23 protein-coding genes are annotated in these 23,383 nt (G+C 61.6%); 12 read left to right on the top strand and 11 right to left on the bottom strand.

The features are described 5' to 3' along the window. The first annotated feature begins 961 nt into the window (after window positions 1–961). Window positions 962–1,735: an aquaporin gene (locus QM600_RS23140; protein WP_283263904.1), complete on the top strand. Its 774-nt coding sequence runs from the start codon at window positions 962–964 to the stop codon at window positions 1,733–1,735. 30 nt (window positions 1,736–1,765) lie between these two features. Here the strand turns inward: QM600_RS23140 and QM600_RS23135 are convergent, their stop codons facing one another. Beyond that, window positions 1,766–2,284: a type II toxin-antitoxin system PemK/MazF family toxin gene (locus tag QM600_RS23135; RefSeq protein WP_283263902.1), complete on the bottom strand. Its 519-nt coding sequence runs from the start codon at window positions 2,282–2,284 to the stop codon at window positions 1,766–1,768. Window positions 2,285–2,356: 72 nt separating this feature from the next. Between QM600_RS23135 and lepA the strand changes: the two genes are divergently transcribed. Next, on the top strand, window positions 2,357–4,249 hold the full coding sequence (lepA, locus tag QM600_RS23130; RefSeq protein WP_283263900.1) for a translation elongation factor 4: 1,893 nt from the start codon (window positions 2,357–2,359) through the stop codon (window positions 4,247–4,249). Between the two features lie 11 nt (window positions 4,250–4,260). After that, complete coding sequence (locus QM600_RS23125) at window positions 4,261–5,187, top strand: NAD(P)H-dependent flavin oxidoreductase (RefSeq protein ID WP_283263898.1); 927 nt, start codon at window positions 4,261–4,263, stop codon at window positions 5,185–5,187. Here the strand turns inward: QM600_RS23125 and QM600_RS23120 are convergent. Beyond that, entirely contained in the window at window positions 5,184–7,142 is a 1,959-nt protein-coding gene (locus QM600_RS23120; protein WP_283263897.1) for a glycoside hydrolase family 15 protein, read from the bottom strand. The genes QM600_RS23125 and QM600_RS23120 overlap by 4 nt on opposite strands. A gap of 82 nt (window positions 7,143–7,224) precedes the next feature. Here QM600_RS23120 and QM600_RS23115 point away from each other — a divergent pair, with 82 nt between their 5' ends. The 6 genes from QM600_RS23115 to QM600_RS23095 all read left to right on the top strand — a co-directional run bounded on the left by QM600_RS23115 (window position 7,225) and on the right by QM600_RS23095 (window position 11,897). Next, window positions 7,225–7,443, top strand: coding sequence for a hypothetical protein (locus QM600_RS23115; RefSeq protein WP_169634564.1), 219 nt, complete (start codon window positions 7,225–7,227; stop codon window positions 7,441–7,443). 451 nt (window positions 7,444–7,894) lie between these two features. Beyond that, on the top strand, window positions 7,895–7,984 hold the full coding sequence (locus tag QM600_RS29695) for an Ms4533A family Cys-rich leader peptide (protein ID WP_309599224.1): 90 nt from the start codon (window positions 7,895–7,897) through the stop codon (window positions 7,982–7,984). A 187-nt stretch (window positions 7,985–8,171) separates the two neighbouring features. Then, the gene (locus tag QM600_RS23110; protein ID WP_283263895.1) at window positions 8,172–9,203 is read left to right on the top strand and encodes a sulfate ABC transporter substrate-binding protein; all 1,032 of its coding nucleotides are present in this window, start codon (window positions 8,172–8,174) and stop codon (window positions 9,201–9,203) included. A gap of 8 nt (window positions 9,204–9,211) precedes the next feature. Then, entirely contained in the window at window positions 9,212–10,057 is an 846-nt protein-coding gene (gene cysT / locus QM600_RS23105) for a sulfate ABC transporter permease subunit CysT (protein ID WP_283263893.1), read from the top strand. After that, complete coding sequence (gene cysW / locus QM600_RS23100) at window positions 10,057–10,863, top strand: sulfate ABC transporter permease subunit CysW (RefSeq protein WP_283263892.1); 807 nt, start codon at window positions 10,057–10,059, stop codon at window positions 10,861–10,863. The genes cysT and cysW overlap by 1 nt, the downstream gene beginning before the upstream one ends. Continuing rightward, entirely contained in the window at window positions 10,860–11,897 is a 1,038-nt protein-coding gene (locus tag QM600_RS23095) for a sulfate/molybdate ABC transporter ATP-binding protein (RefSeq protein WP_283263891.1), read from the top strand. Before cysW ends, QM600_RS23095 begins: the two co-directional genes overlap by 4 nt. A 31-nt stretch (window positions 11,898–11,928) precedes the next feature. Here QM600_RS23095 and QM600_RS23090 read toward each other — a convergent pair whose 3' ends face one another. From QM600_RS23090 to QM600_RS30010, 8 genes are all read right to left on the bottom strand, one after another. Next, window positions 11,929–12,822, bottom strand: a complete 894-nt coding sequence (locus QM600_RS23090; protein ID WP_283263890.1) for a universal stress protein — start codon at window positions 12,820–12,822, stop codon at window positions 11,929–11,931. A gap of 54 nt (window positions 12,823–12,876) precedes the next feature. Next, window positions 12,877–13,584: a DUF998 domain-containing protein gene (locus tag QM600_RS23085; protein WP_283263905.1), complete on the bottom strand. Its 708-nt coding sequence runs from the start codon at window positions 13,582–13,584 to the stop codon at window positions 12,877–12,879. Between the two features lie 139 nt (window positions 13,585–13,723). Further along, window positions 13,724–14,479, bottom strand: coding sequence for a sirohydrochlorin chelatase (locus QM600_RS23080; protein WP_283263889.1), 756 nt, complete (start codon window positions 14,477–14,479; stop codon window positions 13,724–13,726). A gap of 4 nt (window positions 14,480–14,483) precedes the next feature. Beyond that, a complete protein-coding gene (locus QM600_RS23075) occupies window positions 14,484–15,800 on the bottom strand; it encodes a sulfate adenylyltransferase subunit 1 (RefSeq protein ID WP_283263887.1) in 1,317 nt (438 codons plus the stop codon). After that, window positions 15,800–16,738 (bottom strand): sulfate adenylyltransferase subunit CysD, encoded by a 939-nt coding sequence (gene cysD / locus QM600_RS23070; protein WP_283263886.1) that lies wholly within the window; start codon window positions 16,736–16,738, stop codon window positions 15,800–15,802. The genes QM600_RS23075 and cysD overlap by 1 nt, the downstream gene beginning before the upstream one ends. Further along, entirely contained in the window at window positions 16,735–17,448 is a 714-nt protein-coding gene (locus tag QM600_RS23065; RefSeq protein ID WP_283263884.1) for a phosphoadenylyl-sulfate reductase, read from the bottom strand. Before QM600_RS23065 ends, cysD begins: the two co-directional genes overlap by 4 nt. After that, entirely contained in the window at window positions 17,445–19,175 is a 1,731-nt protein-coding gene (locus QM600_RS23060) for a nitrite/sulfite reductase (RefSeq protein WP_283263883.1), read from the bottom strand. Before QM600_RS23060 ends, QM600_RS23065 begins: the two co-directional genes overlap by 4 nt. Window positions 19,176–19,395: 220 nt before the next feature. Continuing rightward, window positions 19,396–19,488, bottom strand: a complete 93-nt coding sequence (locus QM600_RS30010; RefSeq protein WP_369597461.1) for an Ms4527A family Cys-rich leader peptide — start codon at window positions 19,486–19,488, stop codon at window positions 19,396–19,398. 136 nt (window positions 19,489–19,624) lie between these two features. On the opposite strand from QM600_RS30010, the gene hemW reads away from it, so the two are divergent. Next, window positions 19,625–20,848, top strand: a complete 1,224-nt coding sequence (hemW, locus tag QM600_RS23055; protein WP_283263881.1) for a radical SAM family heme chaperone HemW — start codon at window positions 19,625–19,627, stop codon at window positions 20,846–20,848. A 475-nt stretch (window positions 20,849–21,323) separates the two neighbouring features. Continuing rightward, window positions 21,324–21,950: a CG0192-related protein gene (locus QM600_RS23050; RefSeq protein ID WP_283263879.1), complete on the top strand. Its 627-nt coding sequence runs from the start codon at window positions 21,324–21,326 to the stop codon at window positions 21,948–21,950. Here the strand turns inward: QM600_RS23050 and QM600_RS23045 are convergent. After that, window positions 21,947–22,270: a type II toxin-antitoxin system VapB family antitoxin gene (locus QM600_RS23045; protein WP_243619108.1), complete on the bottom strand. Its 324-nt coding sequence runs from the start codon at window positions 22,268–22,270 to the stop codon at window positions 21,947–21,949. The two genes, QM600_RS23050 and QM600_RS23045, sit on opposite strands and share 4 nt — an antisense overlap. A gap of 98 nt (window positions 22,271–22,368) precedes the next feature. Between QM600_RS23045 and hrcA the strand changes: the two genes are divergently transcribed. Continuing rightward, window positions 22,369–23,383: heat-inducible transcriptional repressor HrcA (gene hrcA / locus QM600_RS23040; protein WP_283263878.1), on the top strand; the 1,015-nt coding region annotated here is incomplete at its 3' end.

The following is a 23,383-nucleotide window of genomic DNA, read 5'->3' as shown; positions in this document are numbered from 1 at the left end:
CCACGCGTAAAATCCTTGTCGTCTTTAGCTGGTTACGGTCGAGAAAGCTGTGGGCACACTGATGCACCGACTGGCAAGATTACCAGTCCAGGGTCCAATATCCCAAACCGCCGCACGATGCGCCTGCCGAGAAGGTTACACGTTGTACGCCTCGACTCCTCCCACGGCCGCAAACGCCCACGTGAAGCAGTGCCTGCCGCAGTTCCACGTAGCCACCCGGGTCGGCAGTGAACGGAAGATCTGACAGCCTCCGTCGTGGTGCGAATCCACGCGTCGGAGTGATCAGTCGACAGCAGTCGGACGGCCGCGCGGATGTTGCTCGAAGACTGTCGTCGGAATCGCAGGTCTGGTGTGGCGTCTGTCAAGCACAATAAGGGAACGATTCAACGCGGATCCCAGCACTAATCAAAATGTGCCTCGGATTCGACATTGTCGGTAATTGCCACGGAATTGCGATTAGTGGTCGAACCTGGATTGACGGTTGCTAACTGAGCTGTAACAAATTTTCGGAGGAATGTCTCTTGTGTCGCAAAGTTCCGTTGCATGTACTTCGTCGGCATGGTTCGGGAATGGCTGAAAGTTGTCCGTTGGGCAAGACATAATCAGGATTAAATAGGCTTCGAACCTGCGGAATTCTCGACGAGAATGATTGCGTGTACGTTCATTCGGAGCAAGATGCACCGGCCGGGGATGATGGTGGGCGCATCGCATGCTGGTTAACCGGTAGGGGCGGTGCTGGTAGTGGATGTGCCTGCATTGATCAGTTAGCTGAAAATGAACAGTAACTCTCGGTGCATCTGCAGCAGCACTATTTGCAGTATCCGTCAGTCGTCGGCACCTTTATCTGCTGTCCGCTCAAAAGAATCTCGAAGTTGTTGTGGAGTTCACGCACCTTGCGTAAAGTCCGGAAAATCTAGTCGAGCGAGCATTGCTACCGATCCATGAGAAGTTAGGTGGAAATATGTCTCCAACTGCACAGGAATTGACTGAGATTGAACCGATCTCGGATGTGAAGAAGTATGCGGCCGAAGCAGTCGGGACATTTGTCCTCGTGTTCTGCGCCGTTGGTACTGCAGTGTTCGCCGGTGCCAAGGTCGGTAATCTCGGAGTCGCGCTGGCATTCGGTCTGACTCTGATGTTTCTGGTGTACGCAATCGGACCCATTTCCGGTTGCCACGTCAACCCTGCGGTAACGGTCGGCCAGTTTGTCATCGGCCGGATTTCTGCAGTCAATGCCTGCATCTACATCGTCGCCCAGGTAGTCGGCGGACTGATTGCGGGTGCTGTCATCTTCACAGTCGCAAACAGCCTTCCCGCCTACAACCGAGCAGTTGACGGGCTGGGCGCAAACGGTTGGGGCGCGCACAGTCCGTCAGCCGAGAAGAACCTCCGCGGCCAGGTGGTTTCCGACGGTTACGGCATCGGTGCCGTCATGATTATCGAGATCCTGCTGACCGCACTTCTGGTGTTTGTGGTTCTGGCGTCGACGGATCAGATTTCGGATGTGCCGCTGGCCGGCGTGTCCATCGGTTTCACACTCGCAGTGATCCACTTGGTCTCGATTCCGATCGACAACACGTCCGTCAACCCGGCTCGTAGTCTCGGTGTGGCGGCCTTCCAGAACGGTGCCTTGCCGCAGGTATGGGTGTTCATCGTGTTCCCGCTCCTCGGCGGCGCACTGGGCGCACTGATCTATCGTGCACTGTTCGGCCGGTTCAACCGCCTGAACAGCTGATCATTTTTGTTCTCAACTCTCGGGTCGGCTTCAGCTCCAGCTGAAGTCGGCCCGAAGTTTTGCCGCCACGACATCGAATTTCTTGTGGTCCATGACCGCACCTTCGCGGCGAATCCCACTTTCGGGGACGTCGAGGACACGGTCCAGCCGGATCCAGCTGGGGCGGCCTCCGCCGTCCCAAGGGCCGGATCCGATTGCGAGCCAATCGCGCTCACCGTCCCGTTTGCTCTGCGAGGACAGCATCAAACCCAGAAGTGTGTCGCCGTCACGGCCGACGACCAGGACGGGGCGGTCCTTGCCTTGTGTGGGGTCCTCCTCGTAGGCGACCCAGGTCCAGACGATTTCGCCCGGGTCGGCTTTGCCGTCCAGGTCGGGGGAGTATTCGACCTTGCGTGCGCGGTGTGCCGTGGGGACAGTTCGAGCCGCCACCGGTCGTCCGGACGAGGCCTGAGGCCCGCTCGACGACTGGAGTTGGCGGAGGAGCGCAGGCCCCTTGTCCTTGGCGAAGTTGCCGAGGGTTCTACCGATCTGCTTCCACATGCTTGCCATAGCGTCCGAGCATAATCAGGTAGGTGCGGGAACCAGTGGCACGGCGGCCGCAAGAGTTGGATATCCTGAAGGTTGACAGTGGTCCGGATCCGGGCCGGTGCCGGTCCGACTAAGGGGTCCCCCATCAGCAGCTTCGCCGACAAGACGTTTACGGATCCTGCGCAGATCCGGAACTTCTGCATTATCGCGCACATCGACCACGGCAAGTCGACGCTGGCAGACCGCATGCTCCAGCTCACTGGAGTGGTCGAAGAGCGGGCGATGCGTGCGCAGTACCTGGACCGCATGGACATCGAGCGTGAACGCGGCATCACCATCAAGGCGCAGAACGTTCGTCTGCCCTGGACTGTCAACGGTGAAGAGTTCGTTCTCCACCTCATCGATACGCCCGGCCACGTCGATTTCACGTACGAGGTCTCCCGCGCTCTCGAGGCATGTGAAGGCGCGATCCTGCTGGTCGACGCTGCTCAGGGCATCGAAGCGCAGACGCTGGCCAACCTGTACCTGGCGATGGAGAAGGATCTCAAGATCATTCCCGTCCTCAACAAGATCGACCTTCCGGCTGCTGATCCGGATCGCTACGCCGAGGAAATCGCGCACATCACGGGCTGCGAGCCCGGCGACGTACTGCGTGTCTCGGGCAAGACCGGCATGGGCGTCAAGGAACTGCTCGACGAAGTTATCGTTCAGATCCCCGCACCGGTCGGCGATGCCGACGGTCCCGCCCGCGCGATGATCTTCGACTCGGTCTACGACGCCTACCGCGGCGTGGTCACCTACGTGCGTGTGGTCGACGGCAAGATCCGTCCCCGCGAGAAGATCACGATGATGTCGACCGGCACCACCCACGAACTTCTCGAAGTCGGCATCATCTCGCCCGAACCCAAGGCCAGCGTCGGCCTAGGCGTCGGCGAAGTGGGCTACCTCATCACCGGTGTGAAGGACGTTCGTCAGTCCCGAGTCGGTGACACCGTCACCTCAGCTCGCAACGGTGCGACGGAACCGCTCGTCGGTTACCGCGATCCCAAGCCGATGGTCTACTCGGGTCTTTACCCGATGGACGGCTCGGATTACCCCGTCCTGCGCGACGCTCTCGACAAGCTGCGACTCAATGACGCTGCACTGGCTTACGAACCCGAGACGTCCGTGGCCCTGGGCTTCGGTTTTCGTTGCGGCTTCCTCGGACTGCTGCACATGGAAATCACCCGCGACCGACTCGAGCGCGAGTTCGGCCTCGAACTGATTTCCACCGCACCTAACGTGGTCTACCGCGTTCAGCTCGAAGACGGAACGATGCAGGTTGTCACCAACCCGTCGTACTGGCCTGAAGGCAAGGTTCGCGACGTCTACGAGCCCATCGCCAAGTGCACCGTCATCGCGCCGAGTGAGTACATCGGCGCCATCATGGAGCTGTGCCAGTCCCGGCGCGGCGAGCTCGGCGGCATGGACTACCTGTCGGAGACGCGTGTCGAGCTTCGTTACGAATTGCCGATGGGCGAGATCATGTTCGACTTCTTCGACGCATTGAAGTCGCGTACCAAGGGTTACGCCAGCCTCGATTACGAGGAGGCCGGCGAGCAGGTTGCAGACCTGGTGAAGGTGGACATCCTCCTGCAGGGCGAAGCCGTCGACGCATTCTCGTCGATCGTGCACCGCACCAACGCCGCTGCTTACGGTGGCCGAATGACCGCGAAGCTGCGTGAGCTGATTCCGCGTCAGAACTTCGAGGTCCCGATCCAGGCGGCCATCGGCTCCAAGGTCATCTCGCGTGAGACCATCCGCGCTATCCGCAAGGACGTTCTTGCCAAGTGCTACGGCGGCGATATCAGCCGTAAGCGCAAGCTGCTCGAGAAGCAGAAGGAAGGCAAGAAGCGCATGAAGACCATTGGGCGAGTAGAAGTTCCCCAGGAAGCCTTCGTGGCAGCATTGTCGTCCGAATCGGTTACCGACAAGCCCAAGAAGTAGGAATACCGCCTGTGATCGCCACGTGGTTGACCCGAGAGTTCGGAATCGAGATCCCCGTTCTGGGGGCACCCATGGGCGGTCGCGCAGGCGGCGAGTTGGTCGGCGCTGTGTCAGCGGCCGGCGGGCTGGGCTTGCTCGGTGCAGCCCGCTACAACAGCGCGCAATGGGTAGCTGACGAGGCCGCGAAAGCCCGCGTCGGCGGCCGCTTCGGTATCGGCCTCATGACGTGGTCACTCGACGGTGACACCATCTTGCTCGACGCCGCCATCGCGGAGAAACCCGCACTGATCACTTTGTCTTTCGGTGACCCCGCTGCGTACGTCGAGCGGGTTCACGCGGCGGGTATTCCTGTTGTGTCGCAGATCAATACGCTCGAAGACTTGCGTGTCGTCGAGGCTGCCGGGGTCGACGCCGTCATCGCGCAGGGCGCAGAGGCCGGCGGCCATACCGGGCGCATCGGAACGCTGCCGCTGCTGCAGGAAATACTGGAATCGACAACGCTTCCGGTTCTTGCCGCGGGCGGAATCGGCACCGGCCGCGGGCTCGCAGCTGTCATCGCTGCCGGTGCCGAAGGCGCCCTGATCGGCACCGCTCTGCTTGCCAGTCCCGAAACCACCGGCCCGGACTACGCACGCACCCGGGTCGTCGAGGCCGGAAGTGCAGATACCGTCTACACCTCCGTGTTCGACCGGGCGCGTAGCCAGCCGTGGCCACAGCGCTGGGGTGGTCGCGCCATCGCCAACGAATTCACTTCCACGTGGGAGGGCGTCTCGGCCGACGAGGAAACCCTCGCGAGGGCGTATGACTCGTCGGACCCCAACAACGGCGTCGTCTATGCCGGTGAAGCCGTAGGTCTCGTGCACGGCACGCATCCGGCCGGTGACGTCGTCCGACGTATCGGCGCGGATGCGGACCGCTTGCTCTCTCGTTTTGCCTAGGTCGCGCTGTGCGCCGGCTGGAATGCGCCGGCCTCGGCGGCTTCCTCCGCGCGGATCACGTGCACGACTGCGTTGATCAATGCCAGGTGTGTGAACGCTTGCGGGAAGTTTCCGAGGTGTCGACCGGTGTGTGCGTCGATTTCCTCGGCGTAGAGCTTGAGCGGGCTGGCATATCCGAGTAGCCGCTCGCACAAGTGTTTTGCGCGAGCCAATTCGCCGATCTCGACCAGGGCGGACACCAGCCAGAAAGAACAGATGGTGAATGTTCCTTCTTCCCCGCTCAATCCGTCGTCGGTGGTCTCGACGCGATAGCGAAGCACGAGGCCGCCTTCGGTGAGTTCGTCGGCGATGGCCAAGACCGTCGCACGAATGCGCGGGTCGTCGGCCGGAAGGAACCGCAGGAGCGGCGCCAGGAGCAGTGATGCGTCGAGTGAATCGTGACCGTACCGCTGGGTGAGCACACCGCGGGAGTCGACGCCGTACGCGAGAATATCGGCCTTGATCTCGTCGGCAATTTTTGTCCACTGCTGCGCAAAGCTCTTCTCGCCCTGCATTTCTGCGAGCTTGGCGCCGCGGTCGAGGGCGACCCAGCACATGATCTTGGACGAGGTGAAGTGTTGCGGTTCGCCGCGCACTTCCCAAATGCCGCGATCGGGTTGACGCCAATGTTTGATGGCCTCTTCGACTTGCTTCTTGAGGAGCGGCCACAGGGCTTCGGGGACACGTTCGCGAGTACGGATGTGCAGGTACACCGAGTCGAGCATGGTGCCCCAGATATCGTGCTGCTGTTGGTTGAAGGCGCCGTTGCCGATTCGGACGGGACGGGCGCCGTCGTAGCCGGAAAGGTGGCTGAGTTCGGACTCTTCGAGGGTCCGTTCGCCGCCGATGCCGTACATCACTTGGAGTGGATGCGGTTGGCCGTTGTCGGAACTGGAAACGTCGTAGATGAAGTTGAAGAAGTCGTTGGCCTCGCGATCGAGCCCGAGGGTGTAGAGCCCCCAGAGGGCGAAGGTGGAATCGCGTACCCATGCGTAGCGGTAGTCCCAGTTACGTTCTCCACCTGGTGTTTCCGGGAGTGACGTCGTGGCTGCAGCAAGTAGTGCGCCGGTGGGCGCGTATGTGAGGCCCTTGAGGGTGAGTGCACTGCGTTGAAGAAATGCCCGCCACGGATGGTCGGGGAACTTGCCGATGGTCACCCATTCGCGCCACGACTTCGCGGTCTGCCACATCTTGTCGGTGGCCTCGTCGAAAGTCTGCGGGGCGGGTAGCTCGGACCAGGTGAGTGCCACGTAACGGTTGTCGCCTTCGACGAGACGGGTGCGCGCACGCGCTTCGCGGCCCTCGATGCCCAGCCTCAAGTCGGTGGTGATCTTCAGCGTCGGGTGATCGCCGGGCTTGGTCGACTTACACGTCGCGGTGGCTTCCTCGTAGACCTTGCCGGTGTACTCCCACTGCGCAGGGGAGCGGTGATAGTCGAACGCCGGTTCGCAGCTCATCTCCAACTCCACCGTGCCGCTGACGCACTTCACAGTGCGCAGCAGTATGTGTTCCGCATCCCAGTCGGTGGGTGTGCGGCGACGGGTGCTGGAGCGCTCGGTGACGTTGTGCCACGGACCGAGCACCAGTGCGTCACGCACGATGAGCCAACCGGTTTCCGTTTGCCAGGTGGTTTCGAGGATGAGGCCGCCGGGCAGATAGCGCCGCGCAGCGGGAACGTTCTGGCCGTAGGGCCCGATTCGGAAATGCCCTGCACTGCGATCGAGAATGGCTCCGAAGACGCTGGGGGCGTCGGGGCGTGGCAAACACATCCACTCCACCGAACCATTCCGGGCGATCAAACAGGACGTCTCGCAGTCGGAAAGAAACGCGTAGTCGTCGATCGGTGGGAAGGTACTTCGGTGATGGCCGGACGTGACGGAAGGCACGGTCTCCAAGACTTCGTCGTCAACACTCATTTTCACATCATCCGGCCATACCGCGGACGCGTCCACTCTTTGCGTATTCGGTGTGGGCGCAGCCGGAGGCTAGGGTGATGGCGTGGATCGGATTGCGGGTTGGTGGGACGGCTTCGAGCTGTGGATTGCGGGTCTTCCCTTCATCCCACAGGTCGTGTTGGTCCTTGCCGTCGTCGTTCCGCTGTGTTGGTTGATTGCTGTCGGTCTCGATCGTGGATTGTCAGCGGTGTTGTCCTGGCCGGTCTTCGGATGGTTGCGACGAACCCCCCGAGAAACTCTTAGAGAAGTTGAGGAAAACTGATGCCCCGCTCACGGGTCACTCTTGCCCTGATCGCCCTTATCCTTCTCTGCATCGTGGCGTGGCTTTTCACCCGATAGTTTTGTCGATACAAGACAAGTAGAGTCCGCGCGGGCCCCAACTGTTGACGTAGACGTTGATACTCCTGCCACTACCCGATCATGCGAATCGGTGACGCAGCGGCTTACCTGAACATGTCAGTCGGGGTCCGTGAAGCCGCGTCGGTGGGCCGACTACCTCTCGGGGTCCCAGTGTGTTCCTGCCGAGACACCGTCGGTGGAGGTGACTCAGAGAAAGTTTGTTCCTGCGCCTCGTGCGTCGGTGTGGGACACAGTCGAACCCGCAGCATCGCACGGTGTTACGGGTAGCAGTGAGGTACATATATCTCCGTCGCCTGCCACGTCAGTGGCAGGGAGTATGAGATTTACGTAGACGCTCTGCTAGAGTCCACGACGTGTCCGAAGCAGCAGCACCTCAGATCCGCCATCAGTTGGCGTTGATCGCTGTCGGCATGCTCGACGTCGCTGACGTCGCCTGTTGTTGATTTTCTTCGGTTCGATTACGTCGGCTGTGCGCTGCACGCCGCTCGAACTTTTCTGCACGTAGCCGTGCGCCACCGATAAGGGTTCTCTCCCTGTCGGATTTCTCCAATTTTCTTCCGTCCACGTGGGTTCGATCCCGCATCTGTGGACGTCTGTCGCTGCGAAATCTCTCTCAGGAAGGTATCTGCAATGAAACGCCGTTCCCGCACACTTCTCACTGCTATCGCGACCATGGGGGCCGTGGTACTCACAGCGTGCAGCGGTGGCTCGAGCGACACAGTGGGTGCTGACAGCGCTACCAGCGACGGTAGCGGCGGCACCATCAACCTGTTCGCCTACGCAGTCCCGAAGCCCGGATTCGACAAGCTGACTGAGGCTTTCAAGCAGACGGAGGAGGGCAAGAACGTCAATTTCAACCCTTCTTACGGAGCTTCCGGTGACCAGTCGCGCAAGGTCAAGGACGGCGCCGAAGCAGACTTCGTCAACTTCTCCGTCGAACCTGACATTACCCGCCTCGTCGATGCCGGCTTGGTGGACAAGAACTGGAATCAAGACGCCTACAACGGAATTCCGTTCGGATCGGTCGTGACGATCGTGACGCGTCCCGGAAATCCGAAGGGCATCAAGGACTGGGACGACCTCCTGCAACCGGGACTCGAAGTAGTCACCCCGAACCCGTTCAGTTCGGGTTCCGCCAAATGGAATCTGCTCGCTCCGTACGCGGCCAAGAGTGACGGCGGAAAGAACCCGCAGGCCGGCCTCGACTACATCACGGCACTCGTCAACGACCATGTCAAGATTCAGCCGAAGTCAGGCCGCGAAGCATCCGAGGCATTCTTGCAGGGCAGCGGCGATGTATTGATCAGTTACGAGAACGAGGCACTCTTCATCGAGGGCAACGGCGATCCGGTCGAGCACGTCACGCCACCGACCACATTCAAGATCGAGAATCCCGTTGCCGTGATCTCGAACAGCAAGGTCTTGGACAAGGCAACGGCGTTCAAGGACTACCTGTACACGACCGAAGGTCAAAAGCTGTGGGCCGAAGCAGGTTTCCGTCCGGTCGACCCAGGAGTAGCAGCGGAGTTTACCGATAAGTTCCCTGCGCCTGCGAAGCTGTGGACCATCGCAGACCTCGGTGGGTGGAAAACGGTTGACGGTTCCCTCTTCACCAAGGACACCGGTTCCATTGCTGTGATCTACGACAACGCAACCAAGTAAAGGCTGCTGTGACTGACACCCTCGAACACACCCCCGTGGTTCGCCGACGCAAACTTGCGCGGGTCACGGGGAGTGTGGGCCCCCTCGGAATCGGTGTGGCCACACTGTGGCTTTCCGTGATCGTTCTGCTTCCGCTCGCCGCGTTGACCGTCACTGCTTTCGACGACGGTATCGCCGGGTTCTGGGACGCCGTCACCGCACCGGTGGCGCTGGCGTCGTTGCGCGTGACCCTGTTCGTCTCGGTCATCGTGGCGTTGATCAATGTCGTGATGGGCACGATCATCGCGTGGGTTATGGTCCGGGATGAGTTTCCGGGCAAGCGAATCGTGAACGCGATGATCGACTTACCTTTTGCCTTGCCGACCATCGTCGCGTCGATCGTGCTGCTGTCGCTCTACGGGCCGCAGTCACCGATCGACATTCATCTCAACGCCACTCAGCCAGGCCTGATCGTGGCGCTGGCCTTCGTGACCTTGCCTTTCGTTGTGCGATCGGTGCAACCGGTGCTGATGGAGGTCGATCGCGAAGTAGAAGAGGCGGCAGCATCTTTGGGTGCGTCCAACTGGACTATCTTCCGGTCGGTTGTGCTGCCGACGTTGGCACCCGCCGTCATTTCCGGTGCGGGCCTTGCCTTTGCGCGTGCTATCGGTGAATACGGATCGGTGGTGCTGATTGGCGGCAACATTCCGCGCGTGACACAGATGACCTCGCAGTACATCCAGCAGCAGATCGAAATCGATCGGCCGACCAATGCGGCCGCGGTGTCGGTGGTATTGCTGCTCATCGCATTCGTAACGCTGTTCGTGTTGCGTATCTTCGCTTCCCGTGGGCAACGACGTGAGGAACGCTCCTGATGAATGTCTCCACCAAATCGCGCATCGGTTTGCGAACCGTTGCACTGCTGTATTTGTTTGTACTGTTGGTGGTGCCGATAGGTGTGATCTTGACGCGCACCTTCGAGAACGGCATCGGACCGTTCATCGATTCGATCACGACGCCGGCCGCCATTTCGGCACTCAACTTGTCGCTACTCATCGTGGCGATCGTCGTGCCCGTCAACGTGGTGTTCGGGGTTGTCACCGCACTTGCGTTGGTGCGCGGTCGTTTTCCCGGACGCAATGTGCTGCAGTCGGTGGTCGACCTACCGTTCGCGGTGTCCCCGGTTGTGGTCGGCGTTTCGCTGATCCTGTTGTGGGGTGCCAACGGTTGGTTCGGCGGCATCGAATCATTGGGCTTCAAAGTCATTTTCGGGTTACCAGGAATGGTGATCGCCACAATCTTCGTGACGTTGCCGTTCGTGGTTCGTGAGGTCGAACCCGTCCTTCACGAGATCGGCGACGAACAGGAACAGGCAGCAGCGACGCTCGGCGCCTCGGGTTGGCAGACATTCTGGCGAATTACATTGCCCGCCATCCGCTGGGGCCTGACCTACGGAATCGTGCTGACCGTCGCACGTTCCCTCGGCGAATTCGGTGCCGTCATCATGGTGTCCTCAGGTTTCCCCGGGGTATCCCAGACGCTGACGTTGCTCGTGCATTCGCGATACATCGACGACCACAACACCTTTGGTGCGTACTCGGCAGCCACATTGCTGATGGGCATCGCCATCATCGTCCTGTTGCTGATGACGCTTCTGGACCGCAAGAGGAGCACCACATGATCACTGTGACCGGGGCCCGCAAGAACTACGGTGATTTTGCGGCGCTCAACGACGTCTCCATCAATATCCCTTCGGGTTCGCTGACTGCGCTGTTGGGGCCCAGTGGCTCGGGCAAGTCGACGCTTCTGCGATCAATCGCCGGACTCGAAGAACTCGATTCCGGAAAGATCGAGATCGCCGGTAAGGACGTCACCGGCATCTCCCCGCAGAAGCGTGACATCGGCTTCGTATTCCAGCACTACGCGGCGTTCAAACACATGACCGTCCGCGACAATGTGGCATTCGGTCTCAAGATCCGTAAGCGTCCCAAGCCTGAGATCGAGAAGAAGGTCAACGAACTACTGGGGATCGTCGGTCTCGACGGATTTCAGCATCGTTATCCCGCACAGCTTTCCGGCGGTCAGCGTCAACGCATGGCCTTGGCCCGGGCATTGGCCGTCGATCCGCAGGTGCTCTTGCTCGACGAGCCCTTCGGCGCTCTCGACGCGAAAGTACGTGCAGACCTGCGCACTTGGCTGCGTCGTTTGCACGACGAAGTGCATGTCACGACAGTTCTGGTCACCCATGACCAGGAAGAAGCGCTCGACGTCGCGGACCGCATCGCGGTACTCAACAAGGGTCGGATCGAGCAGATCGGCGAACCTGCCGACCTCTACGACCGTCCGGCCAACGATTTTGTGATGTCATTCCTCGGATCTGTCGCGAAGCTCAACGGGCAATTGGTGCGTCCACACGACATCCGCCTCGGTCGCGATCCCAGCATGGCCCTGGCGCAGGAATCTGGCACCGCCGAATCTCTCGGTATAACGCGCGCAACTGTCGAGCGCGTCGTATACCTGGGCTTCGAGGTTCGGGTGGATCTGCGCAACGAAGCGACGGGGGAGTTGTTCTCGGCGCAGGTTACTCGGGGAGACAGCGCAGCCTTGCGTCTCGAAGCAGGGGAGACGGTCTACGCCCGCGCGACGCGGGTGCCCAATCTGCCCGAAGCGCCGCTGGAAACTCCACTGACGGTGAGCATCGTCGGGGCGGTGTGACGGCTGTGTGAGGTGGGAGAGGGCAGGCTGGTCAGCCCTCCCGACAGACCAGCACGGGGCACTGGGCGTGGTGAATCAGACTCTGGCTGGTGGAGCCCACGATCGAGGCCATGAACGGACTGCGCCCGTGGCTGCCGACCACCACCAACTGGGCTTCGGCGGAGTGTTCGAGAAGTGCCTTCATCGGCCCACTTCGTTGAACGCTGCGGGTGACCTCGACCTCCGGGTACTTGTCACACATCCCGGCCAGGCTTTCGGCGAGCAGCGCGTTCTCATGCTCCTCGTACGGTCCCCAATCTGTGAAGCGCCTCGCTTCCGAGTAACCGCCGAGCGAGGCATGCTCGTTCCACGTGTGAACGGCGACGAGGGGCGCCCCGAGAAACGCGGCGAATTCGAAGGCATGGGTGATGGCGAGTTCACTGAGTTTGCTGCCGTCGACGCCGACGACGATTGGCCGCTTATCGGCGACGGCATGGTCACTGGCGCCGCGGAAGACTGCTACCGGGCAGTGGGCGCGGTTCACCACTCTGATGGTGTCGGAGCCCAGGAATACGGATTGCATCTCAGTGGTGCCGGCCTGGCCGACCGCGAGTATGCGGGCAGTTCGTGATAGCTCGACGAGTGCGGTTGCCGGTGAACCCGTTACGAGGTTGCGTTCGATGGTGACGTCGGTGTGGTCGCCACGGATTGCGTCTTCTGCTTCGTCGAGTAGCTTGGCACTGTCGGCGCGGAGGTGATGATCGAACATCGCTTCGTCGGTGACTGTGCCGACGCTTGGGTCAGGGTGCCCAGGCATGATGTGCGTGAGGCGCAGTGGCTCGTCGAAGCGCCTGGCCACCGACGCAGCCCACCGTGCGGCGTTCACTGCGCTGGCAGAGCCGTCGATGCCGGCTACGATTCCGTGTCGAACAGGTGCACTGGTCATGGGAGCCTCCTCGCGTTGCCTACTGCCAGTGTGCCCCTGGTCACCTCAGGTTCGCTACACGGATGTTTTTGCGCGCGCCGCTAGAACGTCGGTGGGGACTGACTGGAGTGACCTTCGCGGCCGAAGTGACAGTAGTGCGGTGATGAATCCGTGACCGGGAAGTGTGAATTCGACGTTCTTCAGGACCGTTCGACGCATCAAGGCCAGCAGGGCGGCGACGCCGGTAACGGCCATCCACATCGGTAGCGGATACAGCGTCAATCGCTCTCCCAGTCCGAAGGTGAGTGTTCGGGCGAGTAGCAGTACGGCGCCGACGATCCCGGTGGCTGCGCACAGTCCGGACCAGACTGCGATCCATCGGCGGTGGTTCCAAAATTGAATTGCGATGAGGACCAGAACGGCGTGACGGGCGACGAAGCCGGGTAGTACTGCGGTCCAGTGGACGAAGGTTCCGTCGTTCGCGGGGAACATGCCGGTTGCTGCAGTACTCAAGGCGACGACGAGGGCGAGTCCGAGAATCCATTTTTTGGCGCGACCGTCCGGAATGTACTTGTGCAGCAACGCTGCTCCGAGGATGGTGAGTGCGCCCAGAATCATGAAGGCTGCATTCATCACGTCGTGGAGCGGTGAGCAGGAATCTGCGCTGCAGGTTGTGACGCCCAGCGAGCTGATGGAGTCGCGCGCGAAGCTGTACGGAGTTTTCCAGGCAACGGCGGTGAAGACCTCGACCAGTAGATAGAGGATGGACAGGACCCAGGCGATCCCCGCTGCGCCGAGGCGAAAATTGTGAGTGATTTGGATGCTCCCTGTCGCGGTGCTGTCGCAGGCGATGCACGAGCTTTCGCCAGCTGGACAGATCCAACAGTACGGTAACAATCTGATAACGGCCTGTGAAAAGTGCTCAGGCTGAGCGAACCAGGCGATCGGTCAGGCGCTCGATGACCAGCTCGTACCGGTCGATCATCGTCTCGATCAAGAGCGGATGCGCACCGATGGTGTCAGCGAACACGGCGCGGTCGCATGCCGCGGTGGCAGCCGCACTGAGTCGATCGGTCAAAAGGCCGGGCGCGAGGAACCACGGGGCGACGACGATGCGTTCGGCACCGCTCTCACGCACTGCGGACATTGCCTGCGCAACGGTGGGTTGCGTGGACGTCGCAAAACAAATCTGCACACCCGACCACTGTGTTCCCGAAGCGAGAAGTTCGGCGATTTTCGCGGTGGCCGCATTGGCGAGCGCGTCGGAAGAACCGACCGCAGCAAGGGCGACGCCTACCGACGGATCGTCGAGGTGAGCACCGGCTTCCATGATGCGATGACGTACAGCAGATACCAGACGTTCGTCGCGACCGAGAACATCGGCTTGGAATACGGCTAGCTGTGGATGGCGCTGACGAGCCGCCGCGAGGAGGCCGGGAAGATCAACTCGGGCGTGGAAGGCGTTGCCCAACAGCATCGGAACTACGACGGCCTGGGTGTGCCCGTCGGATGCAACCCAGTCCAGCACTTGGTCGAGCGACGGTGCATTGAGGTCGAGAAACGCCAGCCTGACATCGAGATCGGGCTGGCGCTCGCGAAGAGCCGCGACGGCAGCCGCGATCACCCGAGCGGAGCGGGGATCACGGCTGCCGTGCGCGACAGCGATCAAAGGCGTCATGGAGTTAGACGCGCTCGCCCAGTTCGACTGCAGCGATGACGTCGCCCACGAGTCCGGCAGCGAGCGTATTTCCGCCGGCCGGATCGATGAGCAGGAAGCTGCCGGTGTGGCGGTTGACGGTGTAGTCGTCGGCCACGATCGGCTCGGCGACGCGCAACGAAATCTTGCCGATCTCGTTGAGCTCGAGGGTTTCCGGGCTGGGATCAGTGGTGAGATCCTGCTCGTTGAAACGCTCCACCAGGCTACCCACGATGGCCTGCGTCGTGCGCGTGCCGTGCTTGAGCAGCAAGCGTGCGCCGGGACGCAGCGGCTTCTCGGCCAACCAGCAGACGGTGGCGTCGAACTCGCCGATCGGTTCCGGTGCATCGGACGGCGACGCGATGGTGTCGCCGCGTGAGACGTCGACGTCGTCGGCCAGAATCAGCGTGACACTGCGTCCGGCGTGAGCGACATCCAGTTCGCCGTCGGCGGTGTCGATCCGGACAACCGTGGTGCGGGTGCCCGAAGGCAGGATCACCACTTCGTCGCCGGGGACGACGCTGCCGGCAGCGATCTGGCCTGCATAGCCGCGGTAGTCCAAGAACTCTGCGGTGCGGGGGCGGATCACGTACTGCACCGGGAAACGGAGGCCGACGCGATGCGGCTCGGCGTCGACGGGAATCGACTCGAGATGCTCGATCAGCGTGGGACCGGTGTAGTACGGGGTCTTGTCCGAGCGAATCGCGACGTTGTCGCCGTGCAGAGCAGACACCGGGATCTCGACGACGTCTTCGCTGGCCCAGCCCAAGGAGCTGGTGAGCTCGTTGAACTCGGCGGAGATCGACGTGAAGACCTCTTCCGGGTTCTCAACGAGGTCGATCTTGTTGACGGCGAGAACCAGCTTCGGTACGCCGAGCAATGCGAGAACGGCTGCATGCCTGCGGGTCTGGGAGATGACGCCCTTGCGGGCATCCACTAACAGAATCACCAACTGCGCCGTGGACGCACCCGAAACGGTGTTGCGGGTGTACTGCACGTGTCCCGGTGTATCGGCCAGCACGAACGTGCGATTCGGGGTCGCGAAGTAGCGGTACGCCACGTCGATGGTGATGCCCTGCTCTCGCTCCGCGCGCAGACCGTCCACCAGCAACGAGAGGTCCGGGGTGTCCAGGCCGCGGTCAACCGAGGCGCGTGTGACGGCGTCGATCTGGTCGGCAAGAACGGATTTCGTGTCGTACAACAGACGGCCCACGAGAGTGGACTTTCCGTCGTCGACGCTGCCGGCCGTAGCCAGTCGAAGAAGCTGAGCAGAATGGTTGCTCCGCGCTTGTAGGTCGCTCATCAGAAGTAGCCCTCTCGCTTGCGGTCTTCCATGGCCGCTTCGGAAACTCGGTCGTCGCCACGGGTCGCGCCGCGCTCGGTCAAACGTGATGCGGCAACCTCGGCGAGAATCGCCTCGTTGTCAGATGCTTCCGAAAGGACTGCGCCGGTGGTCGAGCCGTCGCCGACAGTGCGGTAACGCACCGAAAGGGTCTGCAGCTCTTCGCCTTCGGCCGGGCCGCCCCACACGCCGGGGGTCATCCACATGCCGTCGCGCTGGTACACCGGACGCTGGTGGGCGTAGTAGATGCTGGCCAGTTCGATGTTGTCGCGGGCAATGTAACGCCAGATGTCCAACTCGGTGAAGTTGCTGAGCGGGAACACCCGAACCTGCTCGCCGGGGGAGTGGCGACCGTTGTACAGGTTCCACAGTTCCGGGCGCTGCTTCTTCGGATCCCACTGGCCGAAAGAGTTGCGCAAGGAGAAGATCCGCTCCTTGGCGCGAGCACGCTCCTCGTCGCGCCGGGCGCCACCGAAGATCGCGTCGAAGCGGTTCTCGGCGATGGAATCCAGCAACGGCACGGTCTGCAGCGGGTTGCGGATACCGTCGGGACGCTCGGTGAGGCGACCGTCGGCGAGGTACTCCTCGACGCTGGCTACCTGCAGACGCAGGTTGTACTTTGCCACGACGTGATCGCGGAAATCGAGGACTTCTTGCAGGTTGTGGCCGGTATCGACGTGAAGCAGCGTGAACGGCACGGGCGCCGGCCAGAATGCCTTGATCGCCAGATGCAGCAGCACCGTGGAGTCTTTACCGCCCGAGAACAGGATGACCGGGCGTTCGAACTCGCCGGCTACCTCTCGGAAGATGTGTATGGCTTCGGACTCGAGAGCGTCGAGGGTGTCGAACTGCGTGCCGTCGAGCTGAGGCCGCGAAGGTGTCGTCAATTCAATGGTCATGATGCGTGCAACCCGCATTCTGTCTTGGAGGCTCCGGCCCAACGACCGCTACGCGGATCGCTGCCGGGTGCTGGCTTGTTGGTGCAAGGTGCGCAGCCGATGGACGGATAGCCCTCGTCGACAAGAGGATTGACGAGGATGGAATGGGTATCGATGTAACTCTGCATCTCTTCGTCCGACCAGGGAGCGATCGGATTGATCTTGACGAGTCCGAAGCCCTCGTCGAAGGAGATCAGAGGTGCGTTGGCGCGAGTGGGGGCTTCGACGCGGCGGATGCCGGTCACCCAGGCTCCGTAGCCTGCCAGGGTCTGCTTGAGGGGGGCAACCTTGCGCAGTGCGCAGCAGCGGTTGGGATCTCGGGCGAACAGATCCTTGCCTTCTGCAACATCCTGCTCGGCAACGCTGGCCAGTGCGCGGGCGTTGATCACGTTGACGCCGTACACCTGCTCGACAGCGTCACGCGTTCCGATGGTCTCGGGGAAGTGGTAGCCGGTGTCGAGGAACAGTACGTCGACACCCGGATGCACCTGTGCGGCAAGGTGAACGAGCACCCCGTCCTGCATGTTCGACGCAACAATGTAGTTGCTTCCGAAGGTGTCTTCCGTCCACTGCAACAATTCCTGAGCGGTTGCGCCGTCGAGGTCGGCGGCACCCTTCTCGGCGATCGCGCGCAGTTCGTCGGCGGTGGCCTTAATGATGTCTACAGTCATCGCAAATCTCCTTCGTCTGCTCGCACTGCCCATTCGGCGAAACGTTCGCCCTCGTTGCGGTTCTTCACGAACTGCCGTACGACGCGATCGATGTAGTCACCCATTTCGACGCTCGTGACCTTGTGCTGGCGTAGCTTTCGTCCGAAGGCGGTGTCGAAGCCGAGGCTGCCGCCCAGGTGAACCTGGAAGCCTTCGACCTGATTGCCTTCGCCGTCGTCGACCAACTGGCCCTTGAATCCGATGTCCGCGACCTGTGAGCGGGCGCAGGAGTTGGGGCAACCGTTGATGTTGATCGTGATCGGTACGTCGAGCTGGGCGTTGATGTCTGCCAGACGCTCTTCGAGTTCGGGCACGAGAACCTGTGAGCGCTTACGTGTTTCGGCGAATGACAGCTTGCAGAACTCGATACCGGAGCAGGCCATCAGGTTCTTGCGCCAGTGTGACGGCCGAGCCGGCAGGCCCAGAGCGTCGAGGTCGGCGATCAGCGGCTCGAGAGTTTCCTCGGCCACGTCGAGAATGATCAGCTTCTGAAAGGGCGTGAAGCGGATCCGGTCACTGCCGGCCTTCTCGGCGGCGTCGGCAACCTGAGCGAGAATGGTTCCCGAAACGCGGCCGGCGATGGGCGCGAAACCGACTGCATTGAGACCGTTCTGGGTCTTCTGGATACCGACGTGGTCGATGGGCCGCGTCGGCTTCTCGGGTGCCGGGCCGTCGATGAGGGGCCGCTTGAGGTACTCGGTCTCGAGGACTTCGCGGAACTTCTCGATTCCCCAGTCCTTGATGAGGAACTTGAGCCTGGCCTTGGCGCGCAGACGGCGGTATCCGTAGTCGCGGAAGATCGAGACGACACCTTCCCAGACGTCTGGAACCTCGTCGAGCGGAATCCAGGCGCCGACGCGCTGAGCGAGCATGGGGTTGGTGGACAGGCCGCCGCCGACCCAGAGATCAAGTCCGGGACCGTGTTCCGGGTGGTTCACGCCAATGAACGCGACGTCGTTGATCTCGTGAACTACGTCCTGCTGACCCGAGATTGCAGTCTTGAACTTGCGGGGCAGGTTGGAGTAGCGGGGATCGCCGATGTAGCGGCGGACGATCTCGTCGATCGCGGGAGTGGGATCGAGTACCTCGTCGAGAGATTCGCCGGCCAAGGGAGAACCGAGAACGACGCGGGGGCAGTCGCCGCACGCCTCGGTGGTCTTGAGGCCGACCGCTTCGAGACGCTTCCAGATCTCCGGTACGTTCTCGACCTCGATCCAGTGGAACTGGACGTTCTCGCGGTCGGACAGATCGGCGGTGTTGCGGCCGAACTCCTGCGAGATGCCGGCGATGGTACGCAGCTGCTCGACGTTGAGAGCGCCTGCGTCGCAACGCACTCGCATCATAAAGTACTTGGCCTCGAGGAGGTCGAGGTTCTCGTCACCGGTGAAGGTGGCGTCGTATCCCTCTTCGCGCTGTGTGTAGAGGCCCCACCAACGGAAGCGTCCACGCAGGTCGCTCTTGTCGATGCTGTCGAACCCCTGCTTGGAATAGATGTTCTCGATGCGCGCCCGCACGTTCAGCGGGTTGTCGTCCTTCTTCGCCTGCTCGTTGGCGTTGAGGGGCTCGCGGTATCCGAGAGCCCACTGACCTTCGGCGCGAGTCTTCGTCGGGCGAGGAGAACGGGCAGGCCGTGCTGGTGCGGCAGCTGCGTTGTCAGCAGCTGTAGCGGCGTCGGTCGTCGACGTCATCGATGATCTCCTGGATCTGGGCGGTGTTAACCGGTACGCACGGCGGTAAGTCCGTGTTGGTGTCCGATCGGGGTGCACCGGTCCGTATCGAGCGAGGGGGCTGTCCTCGTTCTCGGAAGGCTCTGGGCCGGCAGATGTGCTCACGAAGAAAGTCAGCTAATGCTGACGACTGGTGAAGCAGATGAAGATGAGCGGGAAAGGCTGATTGATCAGGTGAAGATCAACAGCAACAGGAGGGCAGACATGTAGAGCTGCACACACGCTTGAAGTCGACGTGGCGACGCGCCACAAGTCGTACTCCGAGTCCGGTCATGTTGACCATTGTGCCACGTCAAATCGATAATTCCGACCCGGGTACCTATTTCCACCAAAATTGGGGGAAATGCACTGCTCAGGCCGTCGGCACAAGCGGAGTAGGACGTCGCGTCGAATGCTGGGAGACTGGTGGAGTGAATGTCACCGGTACAACTGCTGCTCAACAGACTGCGGCTCCGTTCGCGTTGCCCGCACGGTCGCTGGAGGGCGTCGGAAAGCGGCCGTTCGGGATCTACATCCACGTTCCGTTCTGTGCGACGCGGTGCGGCTACTGCGACTTCAACACCTATACAGCCGGTGAGCTGGGAACCTCCGCGTCACCGCAGTCCTGGATGGAGGGGCTCAAACGTGAACTCGACCTCGCGGCCGAGATGACGGGGGCTCCCGCAGCGGAGACGGTATTTGTCGGTGGCGGTACGCCGTCGTTGCTCGGCGGCGACGGACTCACCGAAGTGTTGGCGGCAGTGCGCAGCAGTTTCGGACTTGCTCCCGGTGCCGAGGTGACGACGGAATCGAATCCGGAGTCGACGTCGCCCGCGTTCTTCGATGCTCTCCGTGTCGGTGGATTTACCCGCATCTCGCTCGGTATGCAGTCCGCCGCGCAGCATGTACTCAAAATTCTTGATCGGACCCATACTCCGGGCCGTGCGGTTGCAGCCGCGAGAGAGGCTCGCGCAGCCGGCTTTTCGCATGTGAATCTCGACTTGATTTACGGAACGCCGGGGGAGCGGGACATTGATCTCGACGCGTCCCTGGATGCAGTTCTCTCCGCCGACGTCGACCATGTATCTGCCTACTCGCTCATCGTCGAGGACGGAACCGCCATGGCGCGCAAGGTCCGGCGCGGTGAACTGCCTGCCCCCGACGACGACGTGTTGGCGACGCGGTACGAACGGATTGACTCGCGGTTGTCCGAGGCCGGTCTGTCCTGGTATGAGGTCTCCAACTGGGCAAAGGCTGAAACCGCCGAATCCGGCGACACCCGGTGCCGTCACAACCTCGGTTACTGGGACGGTGGCGACTGGTGGGGCGCGGGCCCCGGAGCGCACAGTCACGTCGGCGGGGTTCGTTGGTGGAACGTCAAACATCCCGCGCGCTATGCAGAGCAACTCGCGAAGGGTGAACTGCCCGTCGGTGGCAGTGAGGAACTGACCGCCGATGACATCCATATGGAACGGGTAATGCTGACGGCCCGGTTGCGTACCGGCCTGCCGTTGTCGGAATTGGTTGCGTCCGAAAGGATTTCGGCTGATCAGGTCGTGGTCGACGGTCTGGCTGTGATTGAGAACGATCATTTGGTTCTGACCGATCGTGGGCGTCTGCTGGCAGACGCCGTGATTCGGACGGTGCTGGCATAAACGTGACGGTGCTGGCCTAGAAGTTTCGTCGTCATTCGTGCAGGTGCGTGGCCGCCAGGCTGGTATCGCTGATAGCTGGCTTCGTGAGGGACGAACCCCTGCACGCCCTCGCGGCGCACCGCTTCGGTTAGCCAAGTGCTGGACAGGTGAGCCGCATTCCCGTTGCAGCCGAGCGAAATCGTCGCGAACGCACCGCCCACCCGAGGATGTGGGGGCTTGAAGTCGTAGTTGGCAGCATCGGCGATCAATGCGTCGGCGAGTGGAGTCGGAAACGGGTCCTGCAGCACGGTGTAGCCATCGCGAGAAATGGTGTGAGCGGTCGGCGCGACCTGGGGTTCCTTCCATCCTTGCGATTATCGCCATGATGTCACGCGACCTCGAGTCTCGCCGGCAAAGGTTCATGTCTCGGACACGCACATTGCACCGCCTCGCATCTTCGCACGGCGGTCGGGTTCGGCGCGTAACGTCACTCCTTGTGGCTCTTATCTACAGTGCGCAATTGAATCCGTCGAAGATCGAGTTGCTCAGGGCCTGGGTTCCCGAGCAATCGTGGCTGGGATCTACTGATGCCTCGAGCCTCGAACCGATCGGTGCCTATCGTTTCGACGATCCGGCCGGTGAGGTCGGTATCGAGACCCACCTACTTCGCACCACGGACGGCACGGTCCTACAGGTTCCGCTCACCTATCGCGGTGCTCCACTCGTCGGTGCGGATGCTTTTCTGATCCGCACCATGGAGCATTCCGTTCTGGGGGAGCGGTGGGTGTACGACGCGTGCAGCGACCCGGTATATGTCCGTGCACTTGCAACGACGATCATCAGCGGCGGTTCCGAGGCGCCGTTGGAGTTTGCGAACCCTGATGATGCCCGCGAGGTCACTACTCACGTATTCGGTAGCGGTGCAGCGGGTTCCGTTGTTCCGGAAATCGGCGTCGCAACATGTTCGACGGTCGTCGGGGCAACCGTGATCGCAGCCGGTGCGGTTGAGTTGACGGTGGTGCGAGTGGTCGATTTGACGCGGACTTCGGGTGACTTCGCCTTGACCGGTACCTGGCCCGGCCAGGCGGATCCGGCGCTGCTCGTGTCGATGCGGATCGGTTAGCGGGCACTCTCGATGACGCCGGGCATGGCATCGAAGTCGAAAACGCGGGCGTGCAGGACAACACGATTTCGCAGTGCCGAACGCACGGCACGATGCAGGCCGTCCTCGAGATAGAGAGTGCCCTTCCACTGAACTGCGTGCGGAAAAAGATCGCCGTAGAAGGTTGAGTCCTCGGACAAGAGGCGGTCCAGTTCGAGGACTTTGGTTGTTGTCACAATTTCGTCGAGTCGGACCTGGCGCGGCGGAAACTTGGCCCAGTCGCGCAGAGACAGCCCGTGGTCGGGATACGGCTTGCCGTCCATTACGCCCTTGAAGATCATGACTCCAGAGTAAGGGCAACACCCGAGACTGGCGCTCGGGCGATTAGACTGCCAGTTGGGACAGTGCACACAGAACGCAGGGAACGGAGGTCGCAACGATGTCGAGTACCGACGACAGGCGATTCGAGGTCCTGCGGGCTATCGTCGCTGATTACGTCTCCACGCAGGATCCGGTCGGATCGAAAGCTTTGGTCGAGCGACACAACCTCGGTGTGTCGAGTGCTACGGTGCGCAATGACATGGCATTTCTCGAAGCTGAGGGATACATCGCACAACCTCACACCAGCTCCGGGCGTGTTCCGACGGACAAGGGGTATCGCGAGTTCGTCGATCGCATCGCCGATGTCAAGCCGCTGTCGGGACCCGAGCGTCGTGCCATTCTCGAATTTCTGGAATCCGGCGTCGACCTCGACGACGTGCTCCGACGCGGTGTGCGTCTGCTTGCTCAACTGACCCGCCAGGTTGCCGTCGTTCAGTACCCGACGCTGTCGGCGTCGTCGGTCCGCCACCTCGAAGTTGTAGCGTTGACACCGGCACGTCTACTCCTCGTATTGATTACCGACTCCGGACGCGTCGACCAGCGCATCGTCGAGCTGGGTGACGTACTCGACGACGAGGACCTCGTCCGCCTGCGAACGCTCCTCGGTGACGCACTCGAAGGTAAGCGTCTGGCTGCGGCATCCATCGCGGTGTCCGAATTGGCCGAAGAGTCTCCCGACGATCTGCGCGACGCGGTCATCCGGTCCGCGACAATCCTGGTTGAGACATTGGTCGAGCACCCGGAAGAGCGTCTGGTGCTCGGTGGGACGTCCAACCTGACGCGCAACGCATCCGACTTCTCGGGGCTGGCAGGATTCCCGGGCTCACTGCGGGCAGTTCTCGAAGCGCTCGAAGAGCAGGTTGTGGTGCTCAAACTGCTGGCGTCGACGCAGAATGCCGGCATGGTCACCGTCCGGATCGGCGAAGAAACCCAGGTCGAACAAATGCGCGGGACCTCCGTGATTTCGACGGGTTACGGCGCAGCCGGTACCGTTTTCGGTGGTGTCGGTGTGCTCGGCCCCACTCGGATGGACTATCCGGGAACAATTGCATCGGTTGCCGCCGTTGCCAGAT

This window comes from Rhodococcus sp. IEGM 1379 (assembly GCF_030056815.1).
Taxonomy (GTDB): Bacteria; Actinomycetota; Actinomycetes; order Mycobacteriales; family Mycobacteriaceae; genus Rhodococcus_F.
Note: the sequence above shows the minus strand (reverse complement) of the source record. Positions and strands in the feature narration are given on the sequence as shown.

What these genes read in the sequence shown, in the direction of transcription:
- QM600_RS23110 (WP_283263895.1), top strand. Translation starts at nt 8,172, where the DNA reads ATGAAACGCCGTTCCCGCACACTTCTCACTGCTATCGCGACCATGGGG.
- cysW (WP_283263892.1), top strand. Translation starts at nt 10,057, where the DNA reads ATGAATGTCTCCACCAAATCGCGCATCGGTTTGCGAACCGTTGCACTG.
- QM600_RS23080 (WP_283263889.1), bottom strand. Translation starts at nt 14,479, where the DNA reads ATGACGCCTTTGATCGCTGTCGCGCACGGCAGCCGTGATCCCCGCTCC.
- QM600_RS23075 (WP_283263887.1), bottom strand. Translation starts at nt 15,800, where the DNA reads ATGAGCGACCTACAAGCGCGGAGCAACCATTCTGCTCAGCTTCTTCGA.
- QM600_RS23060 (WP_283263883.1), bottom strand. Translation starts at nt 19,175, where the DNA reads ATGACGTCGACGACCGACGCCGCTACAGCTGCTGACAACGCAGCTGCC.
- QM600_RS23135 (WP_283263902.1), bottom strand. Translation starts at nt 2,284, where the DNA reads ATGGCAAGCATGTGGAAGCAGATCGGTAGAACCCTCGGCAACTTCGCC.
- QM600_RS23140 (WP_283263904.1), top strand. Translation starts at nt 962, where the DNA reads ATGTCTCCAACTGCACAGGAATTGACTGAGATTGAACCGATCTCGGAT.
- QM600_RS23120 (WP_283263897.1), bottom strand. Translation starts at nt 7,142, where the DNA reads ATGAGTGTTGACGACGAAGTCTTGGAGACCGTGCCTTCCGTCACGTCC.
- QM600_RS23090 (WP_283263890.1), bottom strand. Translation starts at nt 12,822, where the DNA reads ATGACCAGTGCACCTGTTCGACACGGAATCGTAGCCGGCATCGACGGC.
- QM600_RS30010 (WP_369597461.1), bottom strand. Translation starts at nt 19,488, where the DNA reads ATGACCGGACTCGGAGTACGACTTGTGGCGCGTCGCCACGTCGACTTC.
- cysD (WP_283263886.1), bottom strand. Translation starts at nt 16,738, where the DNA reads ATGACCATTGAATTGACGACACCTTCGCGGCCTCAGCTCGACGGCACG.
- QM600_RS23045 (WP_243619108.1), bottom strand. Translation starts at nt 22,270, where the DNA reads ATGATCTTCAAGGGCGTAATGGACGGCAAGCCGTATCCCGACCACGGG.
- QM600_RS23095 (WP_283263891.1), top strand. Translation starts at nt 10,860, where the DNA reads ATGATCACTGTGACCGGGGCCCGCAAGAACTACGGTGATTTTGCGGCG.
- QM600_RS23065 (WP_283263884.1), bottom strand. Translation starts at nt 17,448, where the DNA reads ATGACTGTAGACATCATTAAGGCCACCGCCGACGAACTGCGCGCGATC.